20 protein-coding genes and 1 riboswitch are annotated in these 22,415 nt (G+C 26.6%); of the genes, 2 read left to right on the plus strand and 18 right to left on the minus strand.

Translation table 11 applies throughout. The annotated features are described in order from the left end of the window. Positions 1-21 precede the first annotated feature (21 nt). The 17 genes from IC214_RS07710 to IC214_RS07790 all read right to left on the minus strand — a co-directional run bounded on the left by IC214_RS07710 (position 22) and on the right by IC214_RS07790 (position 18,330). Positions 22-912 (minus strand): homoserine O-succinyltransferase, encoded by an 891-nt coding sequence (locus IC214_RS07710; RefSeq protein WP_227483113.1) that lies wholly within the window; start codon positions 910-912, stop codon positions 22-24. Between the two features lie 29 nt (positions 913-941). Continuing rightward, positions 942-2,207 (minus strand): O-acetylhomoserine aminocarboxypropyltransferase/cysteine synthase family protein, encoded by a 1,266-nt coding sequence (locus IC214_RS07715; RefSeq protein ID WP_227436055.1) that lies wholly within the window; start codon positions 2,205-2,207, stop codon positions 942-944. A 109-nt stretch (positions 2,208-2,316) separates the two neighbouring features. Then, a riboswitch (SAM riboswitch) is annotated at positions 2,317-2,419 on the minus strand. Between the two features lie 53 nt (positions 2,420-2,472). Further along, entirely contained in the window at positions 2,473-5,130 is a 2,658-nt protein-coding gene (locus IC214_RS07720; protein WP_227866445.1) for a calcium-translocating P-type ATPase, PMCA-type, read from the minus strand. A 129-nt stretch (positions 5,131-5,259) separates the two neighbouring features. After that, a complete protein-coding gene (gene yaaA / locus IC214_RS07725) occupies positions 5,260-6,003 on the minus strand; it encodes a peroxide stress protein YaaA (protein ID WP_227866446.1) in 744 nt (247 codons plus the stop codon). Positions 6,004-6,018: 15 nt separating this feature from the next. Next, the gene (gene bcp / locus IC214_RS07730) at positions 6,019-6,477 is read right to left on the minus strand and encodes a thioredoxin-dependent thiol peroxidase (protein ID WP_227823865.1); all 459 of its coding nucleotides are present in this window, start codon (positions 6,475-6,477) and stop codon (positions 6,019-6,021) included. 261 nt (positions 6,478-6,738) lie between these two features. Further along, positions 6,739-8,436: an adenine deaminase gene (ade, locus tag IC214_RS07735; protein ID WP_227862799.1), complete on the minus strand. Its 1,698-nt coding sequence runs from the start codon at positions 8,434-8,436 to the stop codon at positions 6,739-6,741. Positions 8,437-8,730: 294 nt separating this feature from the next. After that, a complete protein-coding gene (locus IC214_RS07740; RefSeq protein WP_227866447.1) occupies positions 8,731-9,885 on the minus strand; it encodes a putative manganese transporter in 1,155 nt (384 codons plus the stop codon). 270 nt (positions 9,886-10,155) lie between these two features. Further along, complete coding sequence (locus IC214_RS07745; protein WP_227436045.1) at positions 10,156-10,995, minus strand: 4-hydroxy-3-methylbut-2-enyl diphosphate reductase; 840 nt, start codon at positions 10,993-10,995, stop codon at positions 10,156-10,158. A gap of 12 nt (positions 10,996-11,007) precedes the next feature. Beyond that, positions 11,008-11,604, minus strand: coding sequence for a lysophospholipid acyltransferase family protein (locus IC214_RS07750; RefSeq protein WP_227436043.1), 597 nt, complete (start codon positions 11,602-11,604; stop codon positions 11,008-11,010). A gap of 51 nt (positions 11,605-11,655) precedes the next feature. After that, positions 11,656-12,306: a (d)CMP kinase gene (gene cmk / locus IC214_RS07755; protein ID WP_227436041.1), complete on the minus strand. Its 651-nt coding sequence runs from the start codon at positions 12,304-12,306 to the stop codon at positions 11,656-11,658. A 48-nt stretch (positions 12,307-12,354) separates the two neighbouring features. Continuing rightward, positions 12,355-13,608, minus strand: coding sequence for an NAD(P)/FAD-dependent oxidoreductase (locus tag IC214_RS07760; protein ID WP_227834351.1), 1,254 nt, complete (start codon positions 13,606-13,608; stop codon positions 12,355-12,357). Positions 13,609-13,632: 24 nt separating this feature from the next. Further along, the gene (locus tag IC214_RS07765; protein WP_227436028.1) at positions 13,633-14,274 is read right to left on the minus strand and encodes a histidine phosphatase family protein; all 642 of its coding nucleotides are present in this window, start codon (positions 14,272-14,274) and stop codon (positions 13,633-13,635) included. Positions 14,275-14,479: 205 nt separating this feature from the next. After that, complete coding sequence (locus tag IC214_RS07770) at positions 14,480-14,899, minus strand: DUF1653 domain-containing protein (RefSeq protein ID WP_227483122.1); 420 nt, start codon at positions 14,897-14,899, stop codon at positions 14,480-14,482. Positions 14,900-15,282: 383 nt separating this feature from the next. Then, positions 15,283-15,624 (minus strand): LytTR family transcriptional regulator DNA-binding domain-containing protein, encoded by a 342-nt coding sequence (locus tag IC214_RS07775; protein ID WP_227436024.1) that lies wholly within the window; start codon positions 15,622-15,624, stop codon positions 15,283-15,285. Between the two features lie 457 nt (positions 15,625-16,081). After that, positions 16,082-16,339: a hypothetical protein gene (locus tag IC214_RS07780; protein WP_227862800.1), complete on the minus strand. Its 258-nt coding sequence runs from the start codon at positions 16,337-16,339 to the stop codon at positions 16,082-16,084. A 414-nt stretch (positions 16,340-16,753) separates the two neighbouring features. Then, entirely contained in the window at positions 16,754-17,422 is a 669-nt protein-coding gene (locus IC214_RS07785; protein WP_227845324.1) for a histidine kinase, read from the minus strand. Between the two features lie 530 nt (positions 17,423-17,952). Next, positions 17,953-18,330 (minus strand): BlaI/MecI/CopY family transcriptional regulator, encoded by a 378-nt coding sequence (locus tag IC214_RS07790; RefSeq protein ID WP_227436021.1) that lies wholly within the window; start codon positions 18,328-18,330, stop codon positions 17,953-17,955. Positions 18,331-18,980: 650 nt separating this feature from the next. On the opposite strand from IC214_RS07790, the gene IC214_RS07795 reads away from it, so the two are divergent. Continuing rightward, positions 18,981-19,454, plus strand: a complete 474-nt coding sequence (locus IC214_RS07795; protein ID WP_227436019.1) for a DUF2798 domain-containing protein — start codon at positions 18,981-18,983, stop codon at positions 19,452-19,454. A gap of 413 nt (positions 19,455-19,867) precedes the next feature. On the opposite strand, the gene IC214_RS07800 is transcribed toward IC214_RS07795, so the two are convergent. Beyond that, positions 19,868-21,079 (minus strand): pyridoxal-dependent decarboxylase, encoded by a 1,212-nt coding sequence (locus IC214_RS07800; RefSeq protein ID WP_227851041.1) that lies wholly within the window; start codon positions 21,077-21,079, stop codon positions 19,868-19,870. Positions 21,080-21,756: 677 nt separating this feature from the next. On the opposite strand from IC214_RS07800, the gene IC214_RS07805 reads away from it, so the two are divergent. Continuing rightward, positions 21,757-22,359 (plus strand): flavodoxin family protein, encoded by a 603-nt coding sequence (locus tag IC214_RS07805; RefSeq protein ID WP_227483126.1) that lies wholly within the window; start codon positions 21,757-21,759, stop codon positions 22,357-22,359. The last annotated feature ends 56 nt before the right edge of the window (positions 22,360-22,415 follow it).

Raw genomic sequence — 22,415 nt, forward strand, 5'->3', positions numbered from 1 at the left:
CTCATATTTTTTAGTTGCGTTTTATATTATTAGATAGTTTTTTATCCAATTTCTAAACAAAAGTTCTGAATGCTTTTTCCATTTAACAGTTGGTTCTTTTGAAGGATCATCATTTATATAATAATTTTTAGGTATTGAGATTTTATCACCTCTATCTACATCTCTTTTATATTCTTTATCTAAAGTGTATTTATCATACTCACTGTGACCCATTACAAATACATCTCTTGAATTTGTAATTATATAAGGACCAGCTTCTTTAGAATGGCTTACAATGCTCAATTCATCATTATTTTTCAAAGTTTCAATATTTACAGTAGTGTGTCTTGAATGTGGAGCAAAAAACTCTTTTTCAAATCCATCTACTATCTTACTATTTTTATCCACTTCATGCTTAAATACTCCAAAACATTTTTGACTTAATGGAAGTTTTTTTACATTGTAGTATTTGTAAAGACCTGCTTGAGCTGCCCAACATATATATAATGTCGATTTAGCCTTTCTTTTAGAATAATCCATAATATCTTTTAGTTCATCCCAATAATCAACTTCTTCAAACTCCATTTGTTCAACTGGAGCTCCTGTTATTATAAAACCATCAAAAGATTCTTTTTTTGCTTCATCAAATGTTTTATAAAAATTCTTAACATATTCATTACAACTTCTTTTACTCTCTCTTGTTGAGATTTTAATAAATTCTACAGATACATTAAAACCTGTCTTGTCTATTCTTCTAAGTAAATCTAGCTCTGTATCTATTTTTATTGGCATTAGATTTAATATAGCTATTTTAGTATCTATATTTTCTTTGTATTCTAAATCTTTATTAAAGTCTTCTTTACAAATTACATCTATTCCTTCATCTAATAATTTATTAATAACAGGTAGTCCCTTTGGTAGTATTAAAGCCATATCTTTTCACTTCTCTTTCTCTTATACTATTAGAAATTTAAAGCTTGATTTAAATCAGCTATTAAATCCTCTACATTTTCTATTCCAACAGATAATCTTATTAGGGAAGGTAATACTCCAGACGCAATTAATTGTTCTTCTGTTAATTGTCTGTGAGTAGTTGAAGCTGGATGTATAACACAAGTTCTTACATCTGATACATGAGTTACTAATGCTGCTATTTGTAGTTTTTCCACAAATTTTTTAGCATTTTCAAGTCCTCCTTTTACTCCAAATGATAAAACTCCACTACATCCTTTTGATAGATATTTCTTGGCATTTCCATAATACTTATTATTTTCAAGCCCTGGATAGTTAATCCAATCTACATTTTTATGTTTTTCTAAAAACTCAGCTATCTTAAGTGCATTTTCACTATGTCTCTCCATTCTAAGATGTAGTGTTTCAATATTTAAATTAGTAAGATATGCGTTAAATGGACTCAGGCAATTTCCATAGTCTCTAAGTAATTGAACTCTTGTTTTAGTAGCATATGCAGCATTGCCAAACTTCTCAGTATAACTTATTCCATGATATGTTGGGTCTGGCTCAACTAATTCTGGAAATTTCCCATTGTCCCAGTTAAAATTTCCACCATCTACTATAATTCCACCAACACTTGAAGCATGGCCATCTAAGTATTTTGTAGTAGAATGAGTGACTATGTTTGCTCCATATTTTAGCGGATTACAAAGTACTGGTGATGCTAATGAGTTATCAACTATAAATGGAACATTAATTCTTTTAGCTACATTTGCTATTTTTTCAAAATCTATAACTTCAAGAGTTGGATTTGCAAGTGTTTCTGCAAATACAACTTTAGTATTTTCATTTGCAAGTTCTACTATTTCATCTTCGCTTGCATCTAAATCAAATGATATTAAATCTATTCCAAATTTTTTAAGACTAGGCCCTAATAAATTAAATGTTCCTCCATATACTTTTGAAGAACAAAGTATACTATCTCCAGATTTACATATATTTAAAACTGCTAACATATTTGCAGATTGACCTGATGATACAGCAACAGATGATACTCCTCCCTCTAACAAACTTATCTTTTCTTCAAAAGCTTGAACTGTAGGATTACTTATTCTGGAATACATATGACCATCAGCTTTTAAATCAAATAAGTCAGCAAGTTGGTCTATACTACTATATTTAAAAGTTGTACTTTGATATAAAGGTAAAACTCTTGGTTCTCCATTTCCTGGCTTATAATTTCCTTGCACACATATTGTTTCTTTGTTATACATTTTTGTATCCCCCTTAGATTTTAATTAAGAAAATTAAACTATTTGTCAGATGAGATTTAAAATAAATAAAGCCTGAGTATATAACTCAGGCTCTGTATAAGCTTAATTATACTCATCTCTCAGCTTTCGCCGCAGGATTTAGCACCAATGTATATAAATATACTGGTTGCCGGGTTTCATAGGGCCAGTCCCTCCACCTCTCTGGATAAGATTTATTTAATTTTTCTATGTTTTATATCTTATATTTTTTTCCTAATTTTGTCAACTATTTTTCATATAATTTTCTTTTAAGAACTTTTCCAACCTCTACTTGCACTACAGACATTATAGCTAAAATCACTGTTACAAGCCACTGTGAGCTATTTAAAACAGTTAAATTAAATGCATCTCTAAAATTAGGGACAAATAATATAACTGCCATAAGCAAAGCAGAAGTTAAAAATGAGATTAAAAGAAATGGGTTTTTAGCACTATTTCTAGTAAACATAGAATCTGTATTTGAACGCTGGCTAAATGCACGCAACATTTGTGAAAATGCTAATACACAGAATGCCATTGTTTGACCTACAGTATGGTTTCCTATATTAAGACCAATTTTATATGCTAAAATGGTCATTATTGCTACAAATATCCCCTGAGTAATAACTCTTTGTACAAGGTTTTTTTCAAACAAACTTTCTGATTTAACAGGCTGATGCTTCATTATATTTCTACTTGGTGGGTCAACTCCAAGAGCAAGAGCTGGAAGAGTTGCTGTTGCAAGGTTTACCCATAGAATATGCACAGCAAGAAGTGGAGTATCCCAGTTTAACAATATTGCAACAAATAGTGTAAGTATCTCTGCTATATTTCCAACAAGCAAGAATTGTATAACCTTTTGTATATTTCTATATACACGTCTACCTTCTTTTATTGCATATGCAATTGTGGTAAAACTATCATCCATTAAAATCATATCTGAAGAATCTTTTGCCACATCTGTACCACTTATACCCATAGCTATACCAATATCAGCAGACTTTAATGCAGGGGAGTCATTTACCCCATCTCCAGTCATTGCTGGTACTTCTCCAATTCTTTTTAGAGACTGTATAATTCTAAGTTTATCAAATGGTGATACACGAGCAAATACTGTCACATTTTTAACAGCTTTATCAAGTTCATCATCACTTAAATTATCAAGTTCATCACCAGATATAACAGTATTTCCTTCATTCCAAATTCCAAGTTCATGAGCTATTGTTGTGGCAGTGACTTTATGGTCACCTGTTATCATTATGGTTCTTATGCCCGCTTCTTTACAAGTTTTTACTGCATCAGTTACCTCGGTTCTTGGTGGGTCAATCATACCAACCATACCAATAAATGTCAAATCATATTCTATGTTTTCACTATCTTCCTTTGGTATCGATAGAATTTCACGCTTAGCAAAACCAAGTACACGTAATGCATCTTTAGACATAGTAAGACATAATTCGTGTATGTTTTTTTTGTCCATCTCTGTAATGTTTCTTTCACCTTTTGATGTTAATATTTTGGTACATAAATGGAGAAGTTCATCCACTGCACCTTTAGTATATGCTGTGATTTTTCCATCTATATCATGAACAGTTGTCATACATTTTCTGTCAGAATCAAAAGGTTGCTCAAATACACGTGGATATTTCTCTTCAAGAGCTTCTTGATCTATTCCAAATTTATTAGCCATAAAAATCAATGAACCTTCTGTTGGATCACCTAATATTTCATCTTTTTTATCTGGATTTATACATGCATCGTTACAAAGTGCACCAGCATAAACAAGCTCTTTATATACTAGTGGATGTTTCTCAGACGCAGTATCTATTGATGTTACTTTTCCAGATTCAAAATCGCCATTTACAGAAATATGTGTAACAGTCATTTTATTTAAGGTTAATGTACCAGTTTTATCACAACATATTACTGTAGCTCCTCCTAATGTTTCAACTGCTGGCAACTTTCTAATCAAAGCGTTTCTTTTAGCCATACGTTGCACACCTAGAGCCATTACAATGGTTGCTGTTGCAGGTAATCCCTCTGGAATGATTGATATAGCAAGTGAAATTGCAATCATAAACATTGGTAAGAGAGGTCTCTGATAAAATGCACCTATTGCAAATATAATAACGCATACAATAATACCTATAACACTTAATGTTTTTCCAACAGTATTAAGTTTACGTTTTATAGGAGTATCAAAATCATTTTGTGAATCTAAAAGATGTGCTATATTACCTACTTCTGTGTCCATCCCAGTTGCAACTACAACACCTACACCTCTACCATATGTGACAATTGAAGACGTATAGGCCATATTACTACGGTCTCCTAATACACATTCTTCAGGTAAAATGCCATCTGAATCTTTTTCTGATGGGACAGACTCTCCTGTTAAAGAAGCTTCTTGAATTTTTAAACTAGATGTATCTATTAAACGAATGTCTGCTGGAATCATCGCTCCATCTTCTAAAAAAACAATATCTCCTATTACAAGATTACTTGCTTGAATAACATTTTCTTCACCATCACGTATAACACGTGCTGTAGGTGAATTCATATTTTTTAGTGCTTCCAATGATGATTCTGCTTTTTTTTCTTGAACAATACCAATAACTGCATTTACTGTTACAATTATTAGAATTACAAAAGCTTCTGTAAATTCTCCAAATGCTAAAGATAATACTGATGCACCTATTAATATCAATACCATAGCATCTGTAACTTGGGTCCAAAGCATTTGTAAAACTGTTCTAGGTGGTCTTTTTCTCAGTTCATTTAAACCATACTCTTTAATCCTGTTTTCCGCCTCGGTATCGGTGAGCCCCTCCTCTGATGAGTCTAAACTCTCTAATACTTCATGTGTTGCCATCGAATGCCAAGGCATCTGTTTGTGATTTTCCATTTTGGAAGATCACTCCTTTCTTTTTTTGATTTAAGAATAATTATATTTTAAAATCCAATTCAATTCAATACTCAGTAATTATATTTTACCTAAATTTAACAATTCAATTTAAAGTCTATATAAAAATATCTACTCTTTTACAAACACATACTCCTTATTATTAGATAAATCTTCTCGATATTTATACCCTTCTAAGTTAAACTTTTTTAAGTCGTTAATATCTTCTATTTTATTTTTAACAATATATTTTACCATCATTCCTCTAGCTTTCTTTGCTTGTGTAGATTCGACTTTTAACATATTATTTTTATTTATTTTAAAATTACATGTTACATATGTATGATTGTCATCAATAAATTTTTCCACAGTTTTGCTGTATTCACTTGATGCAAGATTGACAATAGCTGTATTTTCTTTGTTTAATTCGTTATATATACTGTCTCCCCAATATTCATATAAATTTTTAAATTCTCTTATCTGTAACTTTGTCTGCATTTCTAATCTGTATTCATATATACTATCATAGGGTTTTACGACCCCATACAATCCACTTATGATTCTAATACAACTATTTGCAAATTCCTCATCTTGCTTTGTAAAATTCTCTGCTTCTATATTTTTATATTGTATTCCAGCATAAGTTAAGATTGCAGGAGTACCTAAACTGTCAAATTTAAAATTATCAAATCTACTCTTGTTTAATATAGCTAATTTTTCGTTGATTTTCATTTTACTTTTGAAATCCTCTACACTAAAGGTTTTTATATTCTTTGATATTTCTTTTGCTTTATCTATGAAACAGGGCAAGCTTAAATCTCTATCAAATTCTTGTACATTCTTCATATTTTTAGCTGGTGATAACATTATAATCATAAATTTCTACTACTCCTATTTTTCCAAATATTCAAGAATCTCTTGTGCATTTGTATCTGGTTTTGCTTTTTCAAAAACTTTTTCAATAATTCCACTTTCATCTACAATATAAGTTGCACGAACAACTCCTAAAGCAGTTTTCCCATACATTTTTTTCTCTTTCCACACATCAAAAGCCTTAATAGTAGTTAAATCTGGGTCAGAAAGTAAAATAAAAGGAAGCTCATGCTTTTCTGCAAATTTTTGATGTGATTTAATACTATCTTTACTTATCCCAATAACTGGTATATCATTATTTTTAAATCCTTCATATGCGTTCCTAAATGCACATGCCTGACGTGTGCATCCTGGTGTATTATCTTTAGGATAAAAATATATTACCACTTTTTTCCCCTTAAAATCAGACATACTGACTTTATTTCCATCTTTATCTTCTAATGTAAATTCTGGTGCTTTTGTACCTATACTTAACATAAATATCTCTCCTTTTGTTTTTAATCAATAATTTATACTATATTTATATTACTACCCTATATTTCTGTATATAAATAAAATATTTTACTTTTTATATAGAAATTTTCATGAATATGTAAATCTTATATACTGAAAATTTCAAGCTTTATTTGATTAGAACATTTAAACTGGAATTTATGTTAAGTAATAAAAATAAATAGGCAGGATTTAATTTATGTATTAAATCCTGCCTATTTATTTTTATTCTTCTAATACTCTAATCTATATAAATTTAAATTCTTCTACATCAAACAGACCTAAATCAGTAAGTCTTATTTTTGGAATAACAGGAAGAGCCATAAATGAAAGTGTAATAAAAGGGTCTACATACTTTGGAACTCCCATTTTTCTTGCTATTTTTAACATATTATCAGTTGTTTCTTGCACTTCATCAGCTGGAAGAGTACTAATTAATCCAGCTACTTTAAGACTTAAGTGAGCAAGTACTTTTCCATTTGATACAATTACATAGCCACCCTGTATATCTCTCAAGTAATTTACTGCAACTATAATATCATCATCATTATCTCCTGCAACTATGATATTATGTGAATCATGAGCTACAGTAGTTGCTATTGCTCCATTTTTTATACCAAACCCTTTTAATGGTGCAACTGATATGTTTCCAGTCATTCTATGTCTCTCAACAACACAAAGCTTTGAATATTCTTCATTTGGATTGAAATATCCATTTTTGTTTGGTATAGATTCAAATAATTTATTTGTCAGAATTTGATATGGTACAATTTCCATTACATAATTTTTTTCATTTGACTTTAATTGTATTTTTTCTCTATCAACGTCTTTAAATTTGACTGTATTGAGTAAATCTTTATCCTTAATTTCATAATTATAATCAGAAAAAATTCCCTCATCTATCAATTTACCATCTTTATAAACACTACCTACCTCCATGTTTTCTAAATTGTTTAAAACAACAATATCCGCTTTATATCCAGCACCTATTGCTCCAATTCTATTTAGACCATATGCTCTTGCTGAATTGTAAGTTGCAATTTTAATAGCTTTAATTGGCTCCATACCCAAATCGATTGCACACTTTATATTCCATCTTATATGACCTTGTTTTTCTATATCATCCAAATGTTTATCATCTGTACAAAACATAAATTCTTCAATTGGTAAGTTGTGTTTCAATAATCCCTTTATTATGGCTTCTAAGTTTTTTGCTGCACTTCCTTCTCTTATAAAAATTTTTAAACCTGCTCTTAATTTTTCATACACTTCATTAAAAGTTATACATTCATGGTCATTTTTTATTCCTGCACATACATATGCTTGAAGTGACTTCCCACTTATATTTGGTGCATGTCCATCTGCAATTTTATCTTTAAAAGCCTCTAATTTATCTAAAATTTCCTCTTCCGCAGATATGACATCATTAAAACACATTACCTCTCCTAATCCTAAGATTCTAGGATTATTTATGTAAGCATCCATATCTTTTGCACTAAAATTTCCTATTCCATTAGTTTCAAATCTTGTTGCAGGGACAGATGATGGTAGCATAATATATACATTTAAGGGTATTTCTTTTGTTGATTCTAGTAAAAAGTCTATTGCACTTGCTCCTTTTACATTGACTAGTTCATGAGGGTCAGCTATAACAGTTGTTGTACCTGACTTTAGTAATTTTTTTGATAATTCAATTGGCATTACCATTGTAGATTCAATATGCATATGTGCATCAATAAAACCAGGTGATAAGTATTTACCACTACAATCAATCTCTATTTTACCACTATATTCGCCGATTCCAACAATTGTATCATCTACTATTGCTACATCTCCTACTAGTAATTCTTCTGTGAATACATTTATAATTGTTCCATTTTTAAGTACAATATCAGCTTTATCTCTTCCACTTGCAACATCACACTTTTTTTTCAAATTGCTCATTTTTACAACTCCTCTTAAATTTTTTATATCAATATACTTGTTGTATCATATATTATAGTTTGATTTATTAATATATATTATATATGAGTTTCAATAAAAAGTATTGATTGAAATTTATTCCATAGCTTATTAAATTAAACAAAAATAACATAAGAAACAATAATATTATTTCTCATGTTATTTATAAATATTTTAATTATATTAAATTTTATTTTTTATATTTTTAATACTTGTTACTATATCCATAGTATAGATTTATGTATTTTTATCATTTATATTAAAATCTACTTTCAATTAACCTAAAAAAGCATAAACTATAATTCCTACGATTATAGCTGGTATAGTAGTAATAATCATAGCCCATAAGGAAGATTTTTTATCCATTGCTAAAAGCGGAAAAAGTGCATCTCCATCTTGAGATATGGAATTAGCTATTACTGCACCAAGTGGTATAGTTCCTTTCAAGTAAAATGACATAAGTACAATTTGTATACCGCACCCTGGAATAAGCCCAAGACCTGCACCTATAAATACACTAATTACACCTGTTGATAAAACTAAATTAACTAAGTATTCATCTCCACCTAAAACCAATATTATCAAATCGTAAATAAGATATGCAATAAAAATCCATGTAATAACAAATGAAATTTCACCTACAGAATGTATAAGCATTTCTCTTAGGGAAATTTTCTTATTTTCTTCCTCTTTTTGATTAGAATTTTTAAATACCTTTTTAAAACACCACATATAAACTATTGAGAATAGTATTCCTATAACTGCTATTGCTTCTTCTAGTGAATGTAATTTTTCAATAATAGGAAGATTTATTCCAGAATGAGCAAGAGACATAAATATAAAACCTATTAATACAATTCCTATATAAATTTTGTACCCTTTACCATGTGTTATTATAAATGCAAGTCTATTTGTATTTCCATGAGATTTAGCTAAATTATCCAAAATTATATCATCATGATTATGCGATTCTTCATTATCTTTATGGTAATTTTTATCTGTATTATGTTTTTCTGATTTTCGATATTTATTTAATTTCAATTTTTCTTCTAACTTAAAATAATCTACTAGTTGTCCTGTTATTACTCCTGTAATTGTACTAACTATAGTCACAAAAAAATACATTTTAATATTTGATGAAATAAGTATAAATGCAGCATCTCCCATACTTGCTATTAAGCTTGCAATGATTGCTCCAAAGCTTAGTTTTCCACTTATATATAATGGCATTATTGCCAAACTCCCACCACAACCTGGTATAGCTCCTATCAAAGCTCCTATTAAAGGTTGATATTTTCTATTTTTTGATATAATATTAGTAAAATTACCACTAGTTTTATAGTTTATATATCCAAATAGCAAAATAAAAAATCCAATCATAGAACCCACATGTAAAAATGCTTCTTCAGAAGCAGATATTAACATTTCCATTAATTTACCTCCTATATTAATTTCGCAATAATTATATTATATTTCATTTATTATTGATAATCAATATCATTATATCTTTTAAATTTCTAATATTAAAAAGTGCATATCTTATATTGTTAATTTCTTGCATATTAAGATACACACTTTCTGATATTAGGTTATCTAGTTGCCATATGTAATTTTATATTATAATATAAAATTACATATAGATATTACAACAAATTTTATATATTATACCGATATTACACATTTTTTCATCGTTTACTATATTTATAAATTTTCAATAAATGTTATTACTTCCTCTATTATCCAATCTGGTGTAGATGCTCCTGCTGTCACTCCTAAAGTTTTATACTTCTTAAGCATATTTACATCCAATTCGTCTTTAGTTTCTATTGCAAAAGTTGGAACTAAATCTTCACAAACTTTTACTAACTTTTGAGTATTAGAGCTGTGTTTTCCACCTATAACTATCATACAATCAACTTCTCCTGCTAATGCTTTAGCTGCTTCTTGTCTAGTTTTTGTGGCTGAACAGATTGTATCATTAAATACTATATTTTCTAGTTTATCAGCTAATTTATTAACTATATTTGAATATAAATCTGGATTTATTGTTGTCTGTGCAACAACACAATATTGTTTTGAATTATCAAATTCCATATTCTCCATTTGCTCTACAGCTTTTATTATTATTGCTGAGTTTTCGCACCATCCATTTATACCTATCACTTCTGGATGTTTCATATCTCCAATAACTATTATTTCATAACCCTTATTATGATACTCACTCACTACTGTATGTATTTTCTTTACAAATGGACATGTAGTATCTACAATTTTAAGTTTTTTATTTTTAGCTTCTTTGTATACTTTCTCAGGAACTCCATGAGATCTTATTATCATATTTTCATAATCTGGTATTATATCGATTTCATCTACAGTTTTAAGACCTTTTTGTTCATATCTTGCTACTGCTTGCTTGTTATGAATAAGAGGTCCTAAAGCATATATTCCAGAATCATTTTTCTCTACTTCATCCCATGCCATTTTCATTGCTCTCTTTACTCCAAAGCAAAATCCTGCATTTTTTGCTATTTTAACATTCACAAAATCCCCCCCTTATTTTGAATATTTAAAGTAATTCTGTTTTATTATTTCTAAAACTTCTTGCGACATTCTTTCATGGTCATCATTACTTAACTTTTCTTTAAAATGTTCTTCAAATGATATTGGCTCTCCAAAGTACACAATTACTTTACTAAAAGGTTTATACTTAGATATTATCGATACTGGTACAACCTTAGATTTACTCTTTATTGTAAATAGAGAAAGACCTGCCTTAGCTTTGCCAAAGTTGTCTCCTTTAATTCTTGTTCCTTCTGGAAATATTCCTAATATATAACCATCTCTAATTGACCTTAAAATAGTTTTTATAGTGGATACATCTGGCTTTTCTCTATTTATAGGCATAACATGCAATTTTTTTAATATAAAACCTAGTGGCTTCACTTTAAATAATTCTTGTTTTGCAATAGCTGCTATCTCTCTATTCTTTATAGCTGCAGCTAAAAATACAGGGTCAAGATTTGATTTATGATTTGAAGCCACCACTATATTTCCTCTGTCTGGTATATTTTCGGCACCTATAACTTCATATTTAAAAAACACTTTAGAAAAACATCTAAAAATATTTATTGCAAATCTATAAAAATTCACGTTTATCTCCCTTCAATACTACATTATATTTTCATTTTAGATAAATTGAGCTTAAAAACTTATCTTAGATACAACTTCTTGTACAACCTGATCTATAGTCTTTCCTGTTGTATCTATTTCTAGTGCATCCTCAGCTTTTACTAGTGGTGCAAATTCTCTATTTGAATCAATTTCATCTCTCTTTACTATATCCTCAATTACTTCTTTTAAAGTAGTATTATATCCTTTATTGCAAAGTTCTTTATAACGTCTACTTCCTCTTTCTTCTGGTGTAGCTACTAAAAAGAATTTATAATCTGCATTTGGAAAAACATATGAACCTATATCTCTACCATCTAATATTACTGAACTTTTTGTTCCAATTTTTCGTTGAACTTCAACCATCAACTTTCTTACTTCTTTTATCTTAGCTACATTGGAAACATTATTGCTTACTTCTATTGTTCTTATTTCATTATTTATAATTTTTTGGTCTAAGTATATGTTATTATTTTCAAAATCTATATCTGAATTTTTAGCTATTTTAATAACCTCTTTTTCATTATTAACATCAATATTATTTTTTAAACACTTATAAGTAACAGCTCTATACATAGCACCTGTATCTATATAATTTATATTTAGTTTTTCTGATACTATCTTAGCTATTGTACTTTTACCAGCCCCTGCTGGTCCATCCACAGCTATAATCAAATTACTCATACCTACACCTCTATTTTATTTATATTTAATAATCGACTTATCAAAAACTTATACACTAATCCCTGCAAGATATCCAGTTGAAAATGCTATTTGTAAATTATATCCACCAGTTTCTGCATCTACATCTATCACCTCACCTGTAAAAAATAAATCCTTTATTAACTTAGACTCCATTGTAGAAGAATTAATTTCTTTAACTGAAATACCACCAGAAGTAACCATTCCAGTGTTTATCCCTGTAGTTCCATTACAAGTTAGTTTCATATTTTTTATATACTCAATAATTTTAATCTCATCAGCCTTAGATAAATCATTTGCTTTTTTATCACTTAAAGATAATATAGAAAGAATTTCTTTTAAGAAGTTTTGAGGTAATATCTGTTTAAGATTATTTAAGATATTTTTATTTGGAAATTCTCTAATTATATTAGAAATTTCATTGACATCTAAGTTTGGTAAAAAATCTATATTTAATTCTATCTTATCTTTTTCAATAATCTTGTTGATATAAGAAGAGATTATAAGTACACAAGGACCTGTTATCCCAAAATGTGCAAATAACATGTCTCCTGATTTTGATATTTTCTTTTTCTTAATCTTACAAGATATTTCTACATTTCTCATAGATATTCCTTGCAAAGCTTTAATCCATTTTTCTTCTATTGTAAGTGGCGCTAAAGCAGGATATAGTTTATTTAATGTATGTCCATGATTTTGAAGAACCTTATACATTGAACCATCTGAACCTGTTTTTGAATAACTAACTCCTCCAGTTGATATAATGACTTTATCTCCTAATATCTTATCTCCATTATCTAAAATGACACCTTTTATTGAATAATTTGCTTTATTATTGTTATGGTCACCTTGTTCAGTAATTTCTTCAGTTATAATATCCACAACTTTTTTATTATACATTATCTTTACATTATGATTAATTAAGTCCTTATTTAATAATTCTATTACTTCTATAGACTTATCATTCTTAGTATAGACCTTGTGGTCATTTTCTTCTTCAATCTTATATTCTAAATTTTTACTTTCAAAGTACGATATAAGATTTTTATTTGTAAATGTATAAAAGCTACTGTATAGAAATTTTTTATTGTTCACAACCTTATCAAAAAAATCTTCTATCTCTCTATTGTTGGTAAAGTTACATCTACCTCCACCAGTTGCTCTTAACTTTCTCCCTAACTCTCCATTTCTTTCAATCAATATTACTTCATTATTATTTTTCGAAGCTGACAAGGCTGCCATCATGCCAGATGGACCTCCACCAACCACTATAACTTTACTCATAAACTTCTCCTTATAATTTGATACTTACTCAAGTGCAGAATTATTTATTTTTACATGATTTTTTATATGACTTGTATCATTCATCTTTATTACTACTGGACCATAATCTTTAAACTCTACTATATTTAAAGCAGTATTATCTTGCTTAATTCTGTATATATTTTCCATACCTGACTCTAAGAATGATAGTAACATAACCCTCAATGTAATTGAATGTGTAACAAGAACTATATTTTTATCATTGTATTTTTCATTTAATTCCTTTATAAAAGTATCCACTCTTTCTTTTATAATTTTAAGAGTTTCTCCTTCTGGTATATTTACTAAATGTGGCTCATTTCTCCATGTTGAATATATATCTGAATAGTCTTTTTGAATTTCTTTTATTAAAAGACCTTCCCAAACTCCAAATCCCATTTCTCTAAGTGCTTCAGTTTTTTGTACTTCAATATTGAGCTTATCACCTAAAATTTGAGCTGTTTGCATTGCTCTTCCTAAATCACTACTAAAAATATAATCAATCGAATACTTACCAATGTCTTCAGAAAGTTCTCTTGCTTGTTCTATCCCTTGTGGTGTAAGGTCAGAGTTACCATGACCTTGTGTTTTTCCTAATAAGTTCCAGTCTGTTTGTCCATGTCTTACTATATAAAAAGTATTTCCCATATTTCCTCCTAATATATCTGTCTATTTTTTATTAAATATAAATTGTCACTTCTCAAACTTTAATTATACCATATAATAGTTTACTATGTTTCTATTTTATAACTTAATCTAATATATCCTTCTTAGCTCATACTATTTATATTTACCACAATTTATTATATAATAACAGGTTTTTTCTCAACTTATAAAAAATAATCATCATATTTTATTTATAAAATTCTTCAAATCTATATTCTTGAATTGGATTAAAATACCTATCTCTATCTACTTTTGATAAAAACATATCTAATGGCCTTGCAAATATCCCTGTATCATCATATAGAGTTTTATATAAAACCAAATTATTATTATCTTTTTCTTTTTTATGATAAAAACTTCCATTCATGTCTATATATATATAAATATTTTCATCTAGCTCAGTATGCTTAACATCTAGCTTATACCTAATTTTGTTTTTAGTTGAACCTTTTTCATTGTATGTTTCACAGATTTTTTCTATATCATTATTATCAATGGCTTTGCTCAATCCCATTGTAGCATAATATTTTCCTTTAAAATGCTTATAAATACAAGGACATTTTAATTTTCTTTCATCAATGTTTAGACTATTTTTTGGTTTATCCATTTTACTATCCTCTCCTATATGTATTTTTTAAAAAATATGCTTTATCTTATTATTTTTTATTTTAAAATAAATTTACAAACTAAGTTATTTAAACTTTTTCAAAATACAGCAATTTTTAATATTCAAATTATATATTATAATTTGTCTAATATTTTTACACATCATATAATATATTTAGTTGTTTATGAATTTAATTTTTATTTATATAAATATATTCTACTTTTCTTATTATGTAGTTATATAAAATCATGTAGTTATATAAAACTTATCCTATATTTTATTTATTAAAAGCAATACTTGTCTTATATTTTATCATAATTTAAAGTTTATTAATAATACAATAAAATAAATAAAGAGGCTGTATAAAATACAGCCTCTCAAAGTTAATATTTATAATCATATAATTTTTCTAACTTCTTTTCTAATTTCTTTTTTCTATCTAAACCTAAAACTCTTATAAAATTATTTCCTACAAAAATACAATTATTGCTGAGATAAAATTCACACTTATCTAAATTTACAATATAACTGTTACTGCATTTGAAAAAATTTTCTTCTTTCAGTAGTTTTCTTACACTAGAAGAATTTTCTCCAATATAATAAGTTCCATTTTCTGTATAAATTTTTGATTCATACTCTTGCTTTTCTATGTACAAAATTTCTTTAATGTTAATTGAAAAACGTTTATCTTCGTATTCAATATTAATAAAACATTCCTCTTTCATTACCATCCCTCCAAGTATTCTTATTAATTTAATTTTAGTGTTTTTTATCAATATAATCTATCGGAAATATATGTAAGATTAGTCTATTTGAGATATTTATAAAGTTATTTTTGATACTGACCTACAGACTCTTTTTTTAACATTAATTTTTAAAGTTAAAATAGCTTATTATAAATAACATCAGTAATTATAAATACATATTTCTTTAATAAAATAACTTTTCAATAAAATTGTGTAAAATTATACATATAAAAGTAAATATTGACTTTTATATGTATAATTTAAAAAATTAAGATTTAATTATGAATTTGTTAAAATAATTTTATACTTCTTAATTATCAATTAAAATCTCAATAGACATATTATAAATATATATGTATATTTATGTATTTCTTTTTTGATATTCTGTTACTCCCTCAAGTTATATCTAAGCAAATTTAATAATATAATCTTTTTACTATAAAAACTTGATAAAAGTGTTCCCATATATTTTACACATACATTTCATTTTTTCAAAAAAACAATGAAGTTCATATTTGTAAATTTTTTTAATTTCTGTTGAAAGAATTCGAACATTTGCTTGTTCTGAACTAGAAGCAAATGGAAAACGTAAAACACCTTGCAGAGTAACTGGAGTCTGTTCAGAGTGTTTTTCACTTGAGTACATGTGTTGCAATATAGTTGTTACACATATGTCTAGATATAAAAAACGCATAAAAGTGATTTTGGTTGATACATAGCTAGGATGTTAATATTACATTTTTTTATATTTACTAATATCTCTCCTTACAAAATAGGCATTTCTTGAAGTTATTAAAAAATCTATAAGTAATTTTACAAATGTTACATGGTATAGTTATAGACATAAAAAAACAGTCTATATGTTAAAATAAACTGCTCTATAAACTAAAACTTGATAATTTTTTAAATATTATCAGTTCTTCTACCATACAACTTGAGAATACATTTATGTAATCTTACTTATATCACTAATACGCTCATTTTAGAAAGTCTTAGCATAATCAACTTTATCTACTTTACCAGATAATTCAATTTTCAATCTTTTAAGACAAATAAGCTATAATATATCAATTAGAAATATATACTAAGCTATTTTTATATGTATTAATTAATTTATTATATTATCTTTTTTATCTTTAATTTTAAGAATTATACGTATTAATGCAAATATTGAGATATTGGATAATATCAATAGTAAAACTATTACTAGAAAGACAACTCTTCTTTCAGGAGAAATCTTTATAAGATTAATAATATAATCGTAAAGTATAAAAAATGATAATAAATTTGCTATCATTGGAACACATATATACAATTCTTTTTTACTAATTTTAAAATTAGTACAAGAAATTTTATAAATGTATAATAATATAATTAAAATCAATTTTCCAAAAAAGATAGCTTCATACCTGTATAAATTTCCACTAAGTAAAATATTCATATTATCTAAATTGTTCATTGAAACTACTAATAGCATACTCAATGCATTTATACCTATTAACACCATCCAATAAAAAAACAAAACCACTAAACATTTATATATATTGACCTTATAATTAGACTTATAAAAAATAAAAGTTATAAGAATACATATCCATATTCTATCATTAGCTCCTACATTTATATAAAAAGAACAGATAATAAGAAAAATAGAAAATAAGAAAGATATATTTAGCTTCATTAAATTAGTTTTTACTTTACTTGTATAATCAAAAACTTTCTTGCATGCCCATATCTCTATAATAGAAGAAACAATTGTTATAAACGTGTCTAACATAATAACTCCCCAAAAATAATTAATTTATATCTTCACAATAAAATATACCGTTAAAAATACATACTAATTATAACATAAAATGGCACTTAAATTTGATATTATCACTTAATGATTTTAGTAATAGTATAAAATCAACTAACGAAATATTAACCACTAAATTGTTAACATTACAATTAGAAAATATAAAAATTATTTCCTCATTTTATTTTAATTATGCTCAAAAATATAAGTTGACTCTAAGAACAATTAGAAACAATTAAGGACGTTTGATATGATTAAATAAAATAACGGCTTGAATTAAGGAAAAGTAATGAATTAAAAAATTATTTTTAAAGCTAAAAGCATGGAGAACTAAAATAGGTGGTATCATTTAACTTGATACCACTTACTTTAATTATTAATAGGTATTTTATTGAATTTACGCCTATTAATCATCAATTTATAAATAGTTGGTAACTTATTAAATAATACCAATATAGATTTTTGTATATATCTATCTATTAAAAACTTAAACATATAAATACATATATTTATTCATCCTTTAAATTTTTAAAATGATTTTCAAATAAATCTAATGCATCTTTGTCAATCACTTCATCTTCATGTAATGCTGAAAGTAAACTTTGTAAAGAATTATCATGTATATTACTTAAAAAATCTTTTGTCTCAACATTCAAATATTCTTTGTGACCAACAACTATCGTATAATGAGTATATCTATCTATTTTTTCTGCATTCAAGAAATGCTTTTTAACAAGTCTTGATAAAAGTGTCAATGTTGTTGTTTGTTTCCATCCATATTTTTGTTCCATAGCTTCAATAGTTTCTTTTGATGTTACTGTATCATTTTTCTCCCAAATAAACTTCATAACTTTTAACTCTGCTTGTGGTATTTTTGAAATTGTCATAGCCTTACGCCCCTCTCAAACTTTTATTAAATTAATACTATCGCAATATAGTTTTTAAGTCAAAGATTTTGTCGATAATAATATTTTCCAATTTTTTCCATAATTTATTTCTTGCTATAATTCTATAACAAATTACATAAGTAATGATTATTCTACATAATAAATTTAAGTACATAAATAAGATATAGATTATCAAAGAAATAAAAATTTAAATTTTCTTATTGATTCATATATTAGAGACCATATATATCATAGACATGTTTATATTTCCTATTTTTGTAGAGAAATGATTTCAAAAAACTAAAAGTGTATTTGTATTTAATTTTTTGGAATATTCTTCTTAAGATTAATTTAGATTTCAATAATATGTCTATTTTTAAGTTAAAGTTTTTTTTAAATCTTTGATTTATTCTATCTTATTTTAGACAATATAAAATAGTAATTTTCATAAACTGTAACTTAATTTATAATAACTATTCTAATTACTTATCATCTTAAAATCATATCCTATATTTAAATTTAATTTTTCATTATATCAAAATAATTTTCAATTAAATAAAAAAATGAAAAATAAAAAAAATTACTTACACTAAAATTTTTCTTAATGTATAATCCTAATATAAATAAATTAAATTGGGAGGTAAATAAGTATGCCACAAAATAAAAAAGAAAGTTTGATATTCACAGTGCTTATGTGTGCTTTTATGGTATTTTTTATGAGTATCTATAATATCTCTTTACATGAAGGTCTTTCATCAGAAACTGTAAAAAATGCTTGGATGGGGTTTCCGCTAGCCTATGTAGTAGGTATGATTTTTGATTGGTTTATTGTTTCTAAAATTGCTAAAAAAATTGCATTTTGCATTGTAAATCCACAAAGTAAACAAATTGCAAAGGCCATTGTTATATCAAGTTGTATGGTATGTGGGATGGTTATATGTATGTCTTTATTTGGAGCCATTGAATCAGTTGGTTTCTCTAGCACAACCTTATTTGTATGGGCTGTTAATATACTCAACAACTTTATCATTGCATTGCCGTTGCAACTACTAATTGCAGGCCCTTTAGTGAGATTTGTTTTTAGGAGATTATTTCCTGAAGGAACAATTGTAGACTGTTTATAATTCACAAAACTACATAAAACTTTATACTATAAGTATGTTTATCCTAAAGCAAACTACTACACTATACAATAATTTTTAATTAATGGCAAAATAAATTTATTACCAAATTTATTTTGCCAGCAAATTTATTCTTAATCGTATTTTAGATTTATGAAATACTATTCAAATTCATTTAATTTATTTACATCTAATTTTTCATCTTTTCTATTTATTAAAACTGAAATTAAAATCTTAAGTTAAATTTTATGTATGTTCTTTATAAATCTTTTTATTTCAAATTTTTGATATTTCTTTTGCTAACATTTTATAAAATTTACATTTATCTCTTTTTTAACCATCAAAGGATATTTCAACTTTTACTTATCAAAAGTCAGTAAATGTAAAGTATTCCAGTTTTAATATATCATAAAAATTTACTCAATCCATCCATCTTTTCTTCTATAGTATTGTTTAGGAAATTCATAGCTTGAAAACATTACTGGAGATAGAGAATATGAGTAACTACCTGCATTATTAATTGAAATCACATCTCCTATAACTGCCTTTTTTAATTTAACATTATTAGCTAACACATCTAATGATGTACAAAGATTTCCAACTATTGTTACATATTCTTCTTCTTCTGAACTACTTAATACTGAAAAATAAAATGCATGATTTGATGTATATAATGGTTCTTGCCCTTCTAATTCTACACCACAAGTTACTTTCTCAATTAAATTAGAAATAATAGGTCTCATAAATCCATTAAGACCATTTCTTACAACAAGATACTTTATCCCTCTTGATACCTTAATATCGACAATTTTAGTATAGTAATTACCTGATGTGCAAACTACAAAACGACCTGATTCAATAAAGAGTCTAGCCTTTAATGTATTTGCATTAGTAGAAACAATCTTTTCAGTTAATATTGAAAGCTTTTTAAGATTAACTGGACTTTCTTTAAGATTGTCATATACTACTCCAATACCACTACCAAAATTTATAAATTCAATATTTATATGTTCACTTTTATTTAAATTTAGTGCTATGAGAAAACATTTTTCATAATAACATCCTAACTTTTCAAAATCTAACACTTGAGATTTAATATGTATATGAATTCCAACCACAGATATATAGTTACAAAGATTTAGTATTTTAAAAACATTATCTATATCTTCTATATCAATACCAAACTTGCTTGATATAGAGCTATCATCATCCATAGTAAAAGCAGGATTTATTCTTATGCCTATTTTAATTTTTTTATTTTGTTTTTCTGATATTTTATTTATAAGTTCTATTTCTGTTATACTATCTGCAATAATTATACACTTATCTAAAACAGCTTCTAGCTCCTCTTCTAGCTTTCCTGGTGCAGAATAGTAAATATTATCTCTATCCACTCCACATTCTTTTGAAATCAATACTTCTTTCATGGATGCTGCATCTGTTCCAAACCCTTGTTTAGCAATGCTTTTTACAATTTTATTATATGGATTTGTTTTGATGGAATATAAAAAATCAAAACCTAAAATACTATTTTTTAACTCCATACACCTTTCGATTATATTAATCTCATCATATATATAACATGGTGCATGTTCTTTTATAAAACTATATTCTTGATTTAAATACATATTTTATACCTCCAAAGTTATAGATGATTTTATTAATTAAGTTCCTATACTGTTTATAATATATTTTACTATAGATTGGTATAGTTAACTATATACATATGCTTAAAGTATGCATTTCAAGTATTTTATATAGTAAACATTCAATAGTAATATTTATAAGTTTTTATGCCATAAATTCATCTATCTAATAAAAAAATATAACTTAAAATTATTATATTGAATATATTTTATATCCAATCTTAATTGTTTTTGCCTAATTTTTTGAATGATTTATTTCAACTTTATTACAGATTAAAAAAGTGTATTGTTGTTAATGTATTCTCGTAGTATCCTAAATTTATATGAAACTTTAAAATTGTGAGGTTATATATGAAATTTTTAATGGTCTTTTTAGCATATTTTTTAATGTATATTTTACTGGTACGTATTGGAAAAAGAATTAATAAGATATATCCATACAAAAATCATATTTTTACATGGATGATTTTAATTTTATTAGCATTCTACATAGTTACTAATATTGCTAGTTTTCTAAAATCACTTCTTTAGGCTGTTGGTTTTAAACTACTAAATGAAATGAAACTCATTTTATAGAATATATATTTAAAAAGTTTTTATAAAATTTAAATATTACTATATCATTAAACATTATTTTAAAATAATATGGAGGTGTTAATATGAAAGTATGTATTCTTATGGGAAGCCCTAAGAAAAATGGTAATACTGCTTCTATTTTAGAACCATTTATAGAAGAACTAGAAAACTATAATGCAAATCTTGAAATGTTATGGTTGTATGATTATCAAATAGAACCTTGTATTGCCTGTAAAAAATGTCAAGAAAATTTATCTTCTTTTGGATGTTGTCGTCAAGATGATGTTCATAAAATTTTCAAAAAGGTTCTTATGTGTGATTTAATTATTCTTGCAACTCCAATTTATTCTTGGTATTGCACTTCTCCAATGAAAGCATTGCTCGATAGATTGGTATATGGTATGAATAAATACTATGGTGATGAAAAAGGACCAGCACTATGGTCAGGAAAATCAGTAGCACTTATTACAACTTGTGGATATAGACCTGAAAAAGGAGCTGATATCTGGGAAGATGGTATAAAGCGTTATTGCAAACATTCACAGTTAAAATATATAGGAATGCTTGTTGAACGTGATTTAGGTAAGCCTAATTTTATGGATACAGAAAAAGAAGAACATTCTCGTCAATTTGCAAAACAAATTTATGATATTTTAGAGAATTCATTTAAAGCAGATAACTGTTAAGTACATAATGCTACATGGAAAGTATTGGTAATATAAATAGAGCTTATAATAATTTT

This window comes from Clostridioides sp. ES-S-0190-01, from assembly GCF_020658275.1.
Classification (GTDB): domain Bacteria; phylum Bacillota; class Clostridia; order Peptostreptococcales; family Peptostreptococcaceae; genus Clostridioides.

What these genes read in the sequence shown, in the direction of transcription:
- IC214_RS07710 (WP_227483113.1), bottom strand. Translation starts at nt 912, where the DNA reads ATGGCTTTAATACTACCAAAGGGACTACCTGTTATTAATAAATTATTA.
- IC214_RS07715 (WP_227436055.1), bottom strand. Translation starts at nt 2,207, where the DNA reads ATGTATAACAAAGAAACAATATGTGTGCAAGGAAATTATAAGCCAGGA.
- IC214_RS07720 (WP_227866445.1), bottom strand. Translation starts at nt 5,130, where the DNA reads ATGGAAAATCACAAACAGATGCCTTGGCATTCGATGGCAACACATGAA.
- yaaA (WP_227866446.1), bottom strand. Translation starts at nt 6,003, where the DNA reads ATGATTATAATGTTATCACCAGCTAAAAATATGAAGAATGTACAAGAA.
- bcp (WP_227823865.1), bottom strand. Translation starts at nt 6,477, where the DNA reads ATGTTAAGTATAGGTACAAAAGCACCAGAATTTACATTAGAAGATAAA.
- ade (WP_227862799.1), bottom strand. Translation starts at nt 8,436, where the DNA reads ATGAGCAATTTGAAAAAAAAGTGTGATGTTGCAAGTGGAAGAGATAAA.
- IC214_RS07740 (WP_227866447.1), bottom strand. Translation starts at nt 9,885, where the DNA reads ATGGAAATGTTAATATCTGCTTCTGAAGAAGCATTTTTACATGTGGGT.
- cmk (WP_227436041.1), bottom strand. Translation starts at nt 12,306, where the DNA reads ATGAGTAATTTGATTATAGCTGTGGATGGACCAGCAGGGGCTGGTAAA.
- IC214_RS07760 (WP_227834351.1), bottom strand. Translation starts at nt 13,608, where the DNA reads ATGAGTAAAGTTATAGTGGTTGGTGGAGGTCCATCTGGCATGATGGCA.
- IC214_RS07765 (WP_227436028.1), bottom strand. Translation starts at nt 14,274, where the DNA reads ATGGGAAATACTTTTTATATAGTAAGACATGGACAAACAGACTGGAAC.
- IC214_RS07770 (WP_227483122.1), bottom strand. Translation starts at nt 14,899, where the DNA reads ATGGATAAACCAAAAAATAGTCTAAACATTGATGAAAGAAAATTAAAA.
- IC214_RS07775 (WP_227436024.1), bottom strand. Translation starts at nt 15,624, where the DNA reads ATGAAAGAGGAATGTTTTATTAATATTGAATACGAAGATAAACGTTTT.
- IC214_RS07780 (WP_227862800.1), bottom strand. Translation starts at nt 16,339, where the DNA reads ATGCGTTTTTTATATCTAGACATATGTGTAACAACTATATTGCAACAC.
- IC214_RS07785 (WP_227845324.1), bottom strand. Translation starts at nt 17,422, where the DNA reads ATGTTAGACACGTTTATAACAATTGTTTCTTCTATTATAGAGATATGG.
- IC214_RS07790 (WP_227436021.1), bottom strand. Translation starts at nt 18,330, where the DNA reads ATGACAATTTCAAAAATACCACAAGCAGAGTTAAAAGTTATGAAGTTT.
- IC214_RS07795 (WP_227436019.1), top strand. Translation starts at nt 18,981, where the DNA reads ATGCCACAAAATAAAAAAGAAAGTTTGATATTCACAGTGCTTATGTGT.
- IC214_RS07800 (WP_227851041.1), bottom strand. Translation starts at nt 21,079, where the DNA reads ATGTATTTAAATCAAGAATATAGTTTTATAAAAGAACATGCACCATGT.
- IC214_RS07805 (WP_227483126.1), top strand. Translation starts at nt 21,757, where the DNA reads ATGAAAGTATGTATTCTTATGGGAAGCCCTAAGAAAAATGGTAATACT.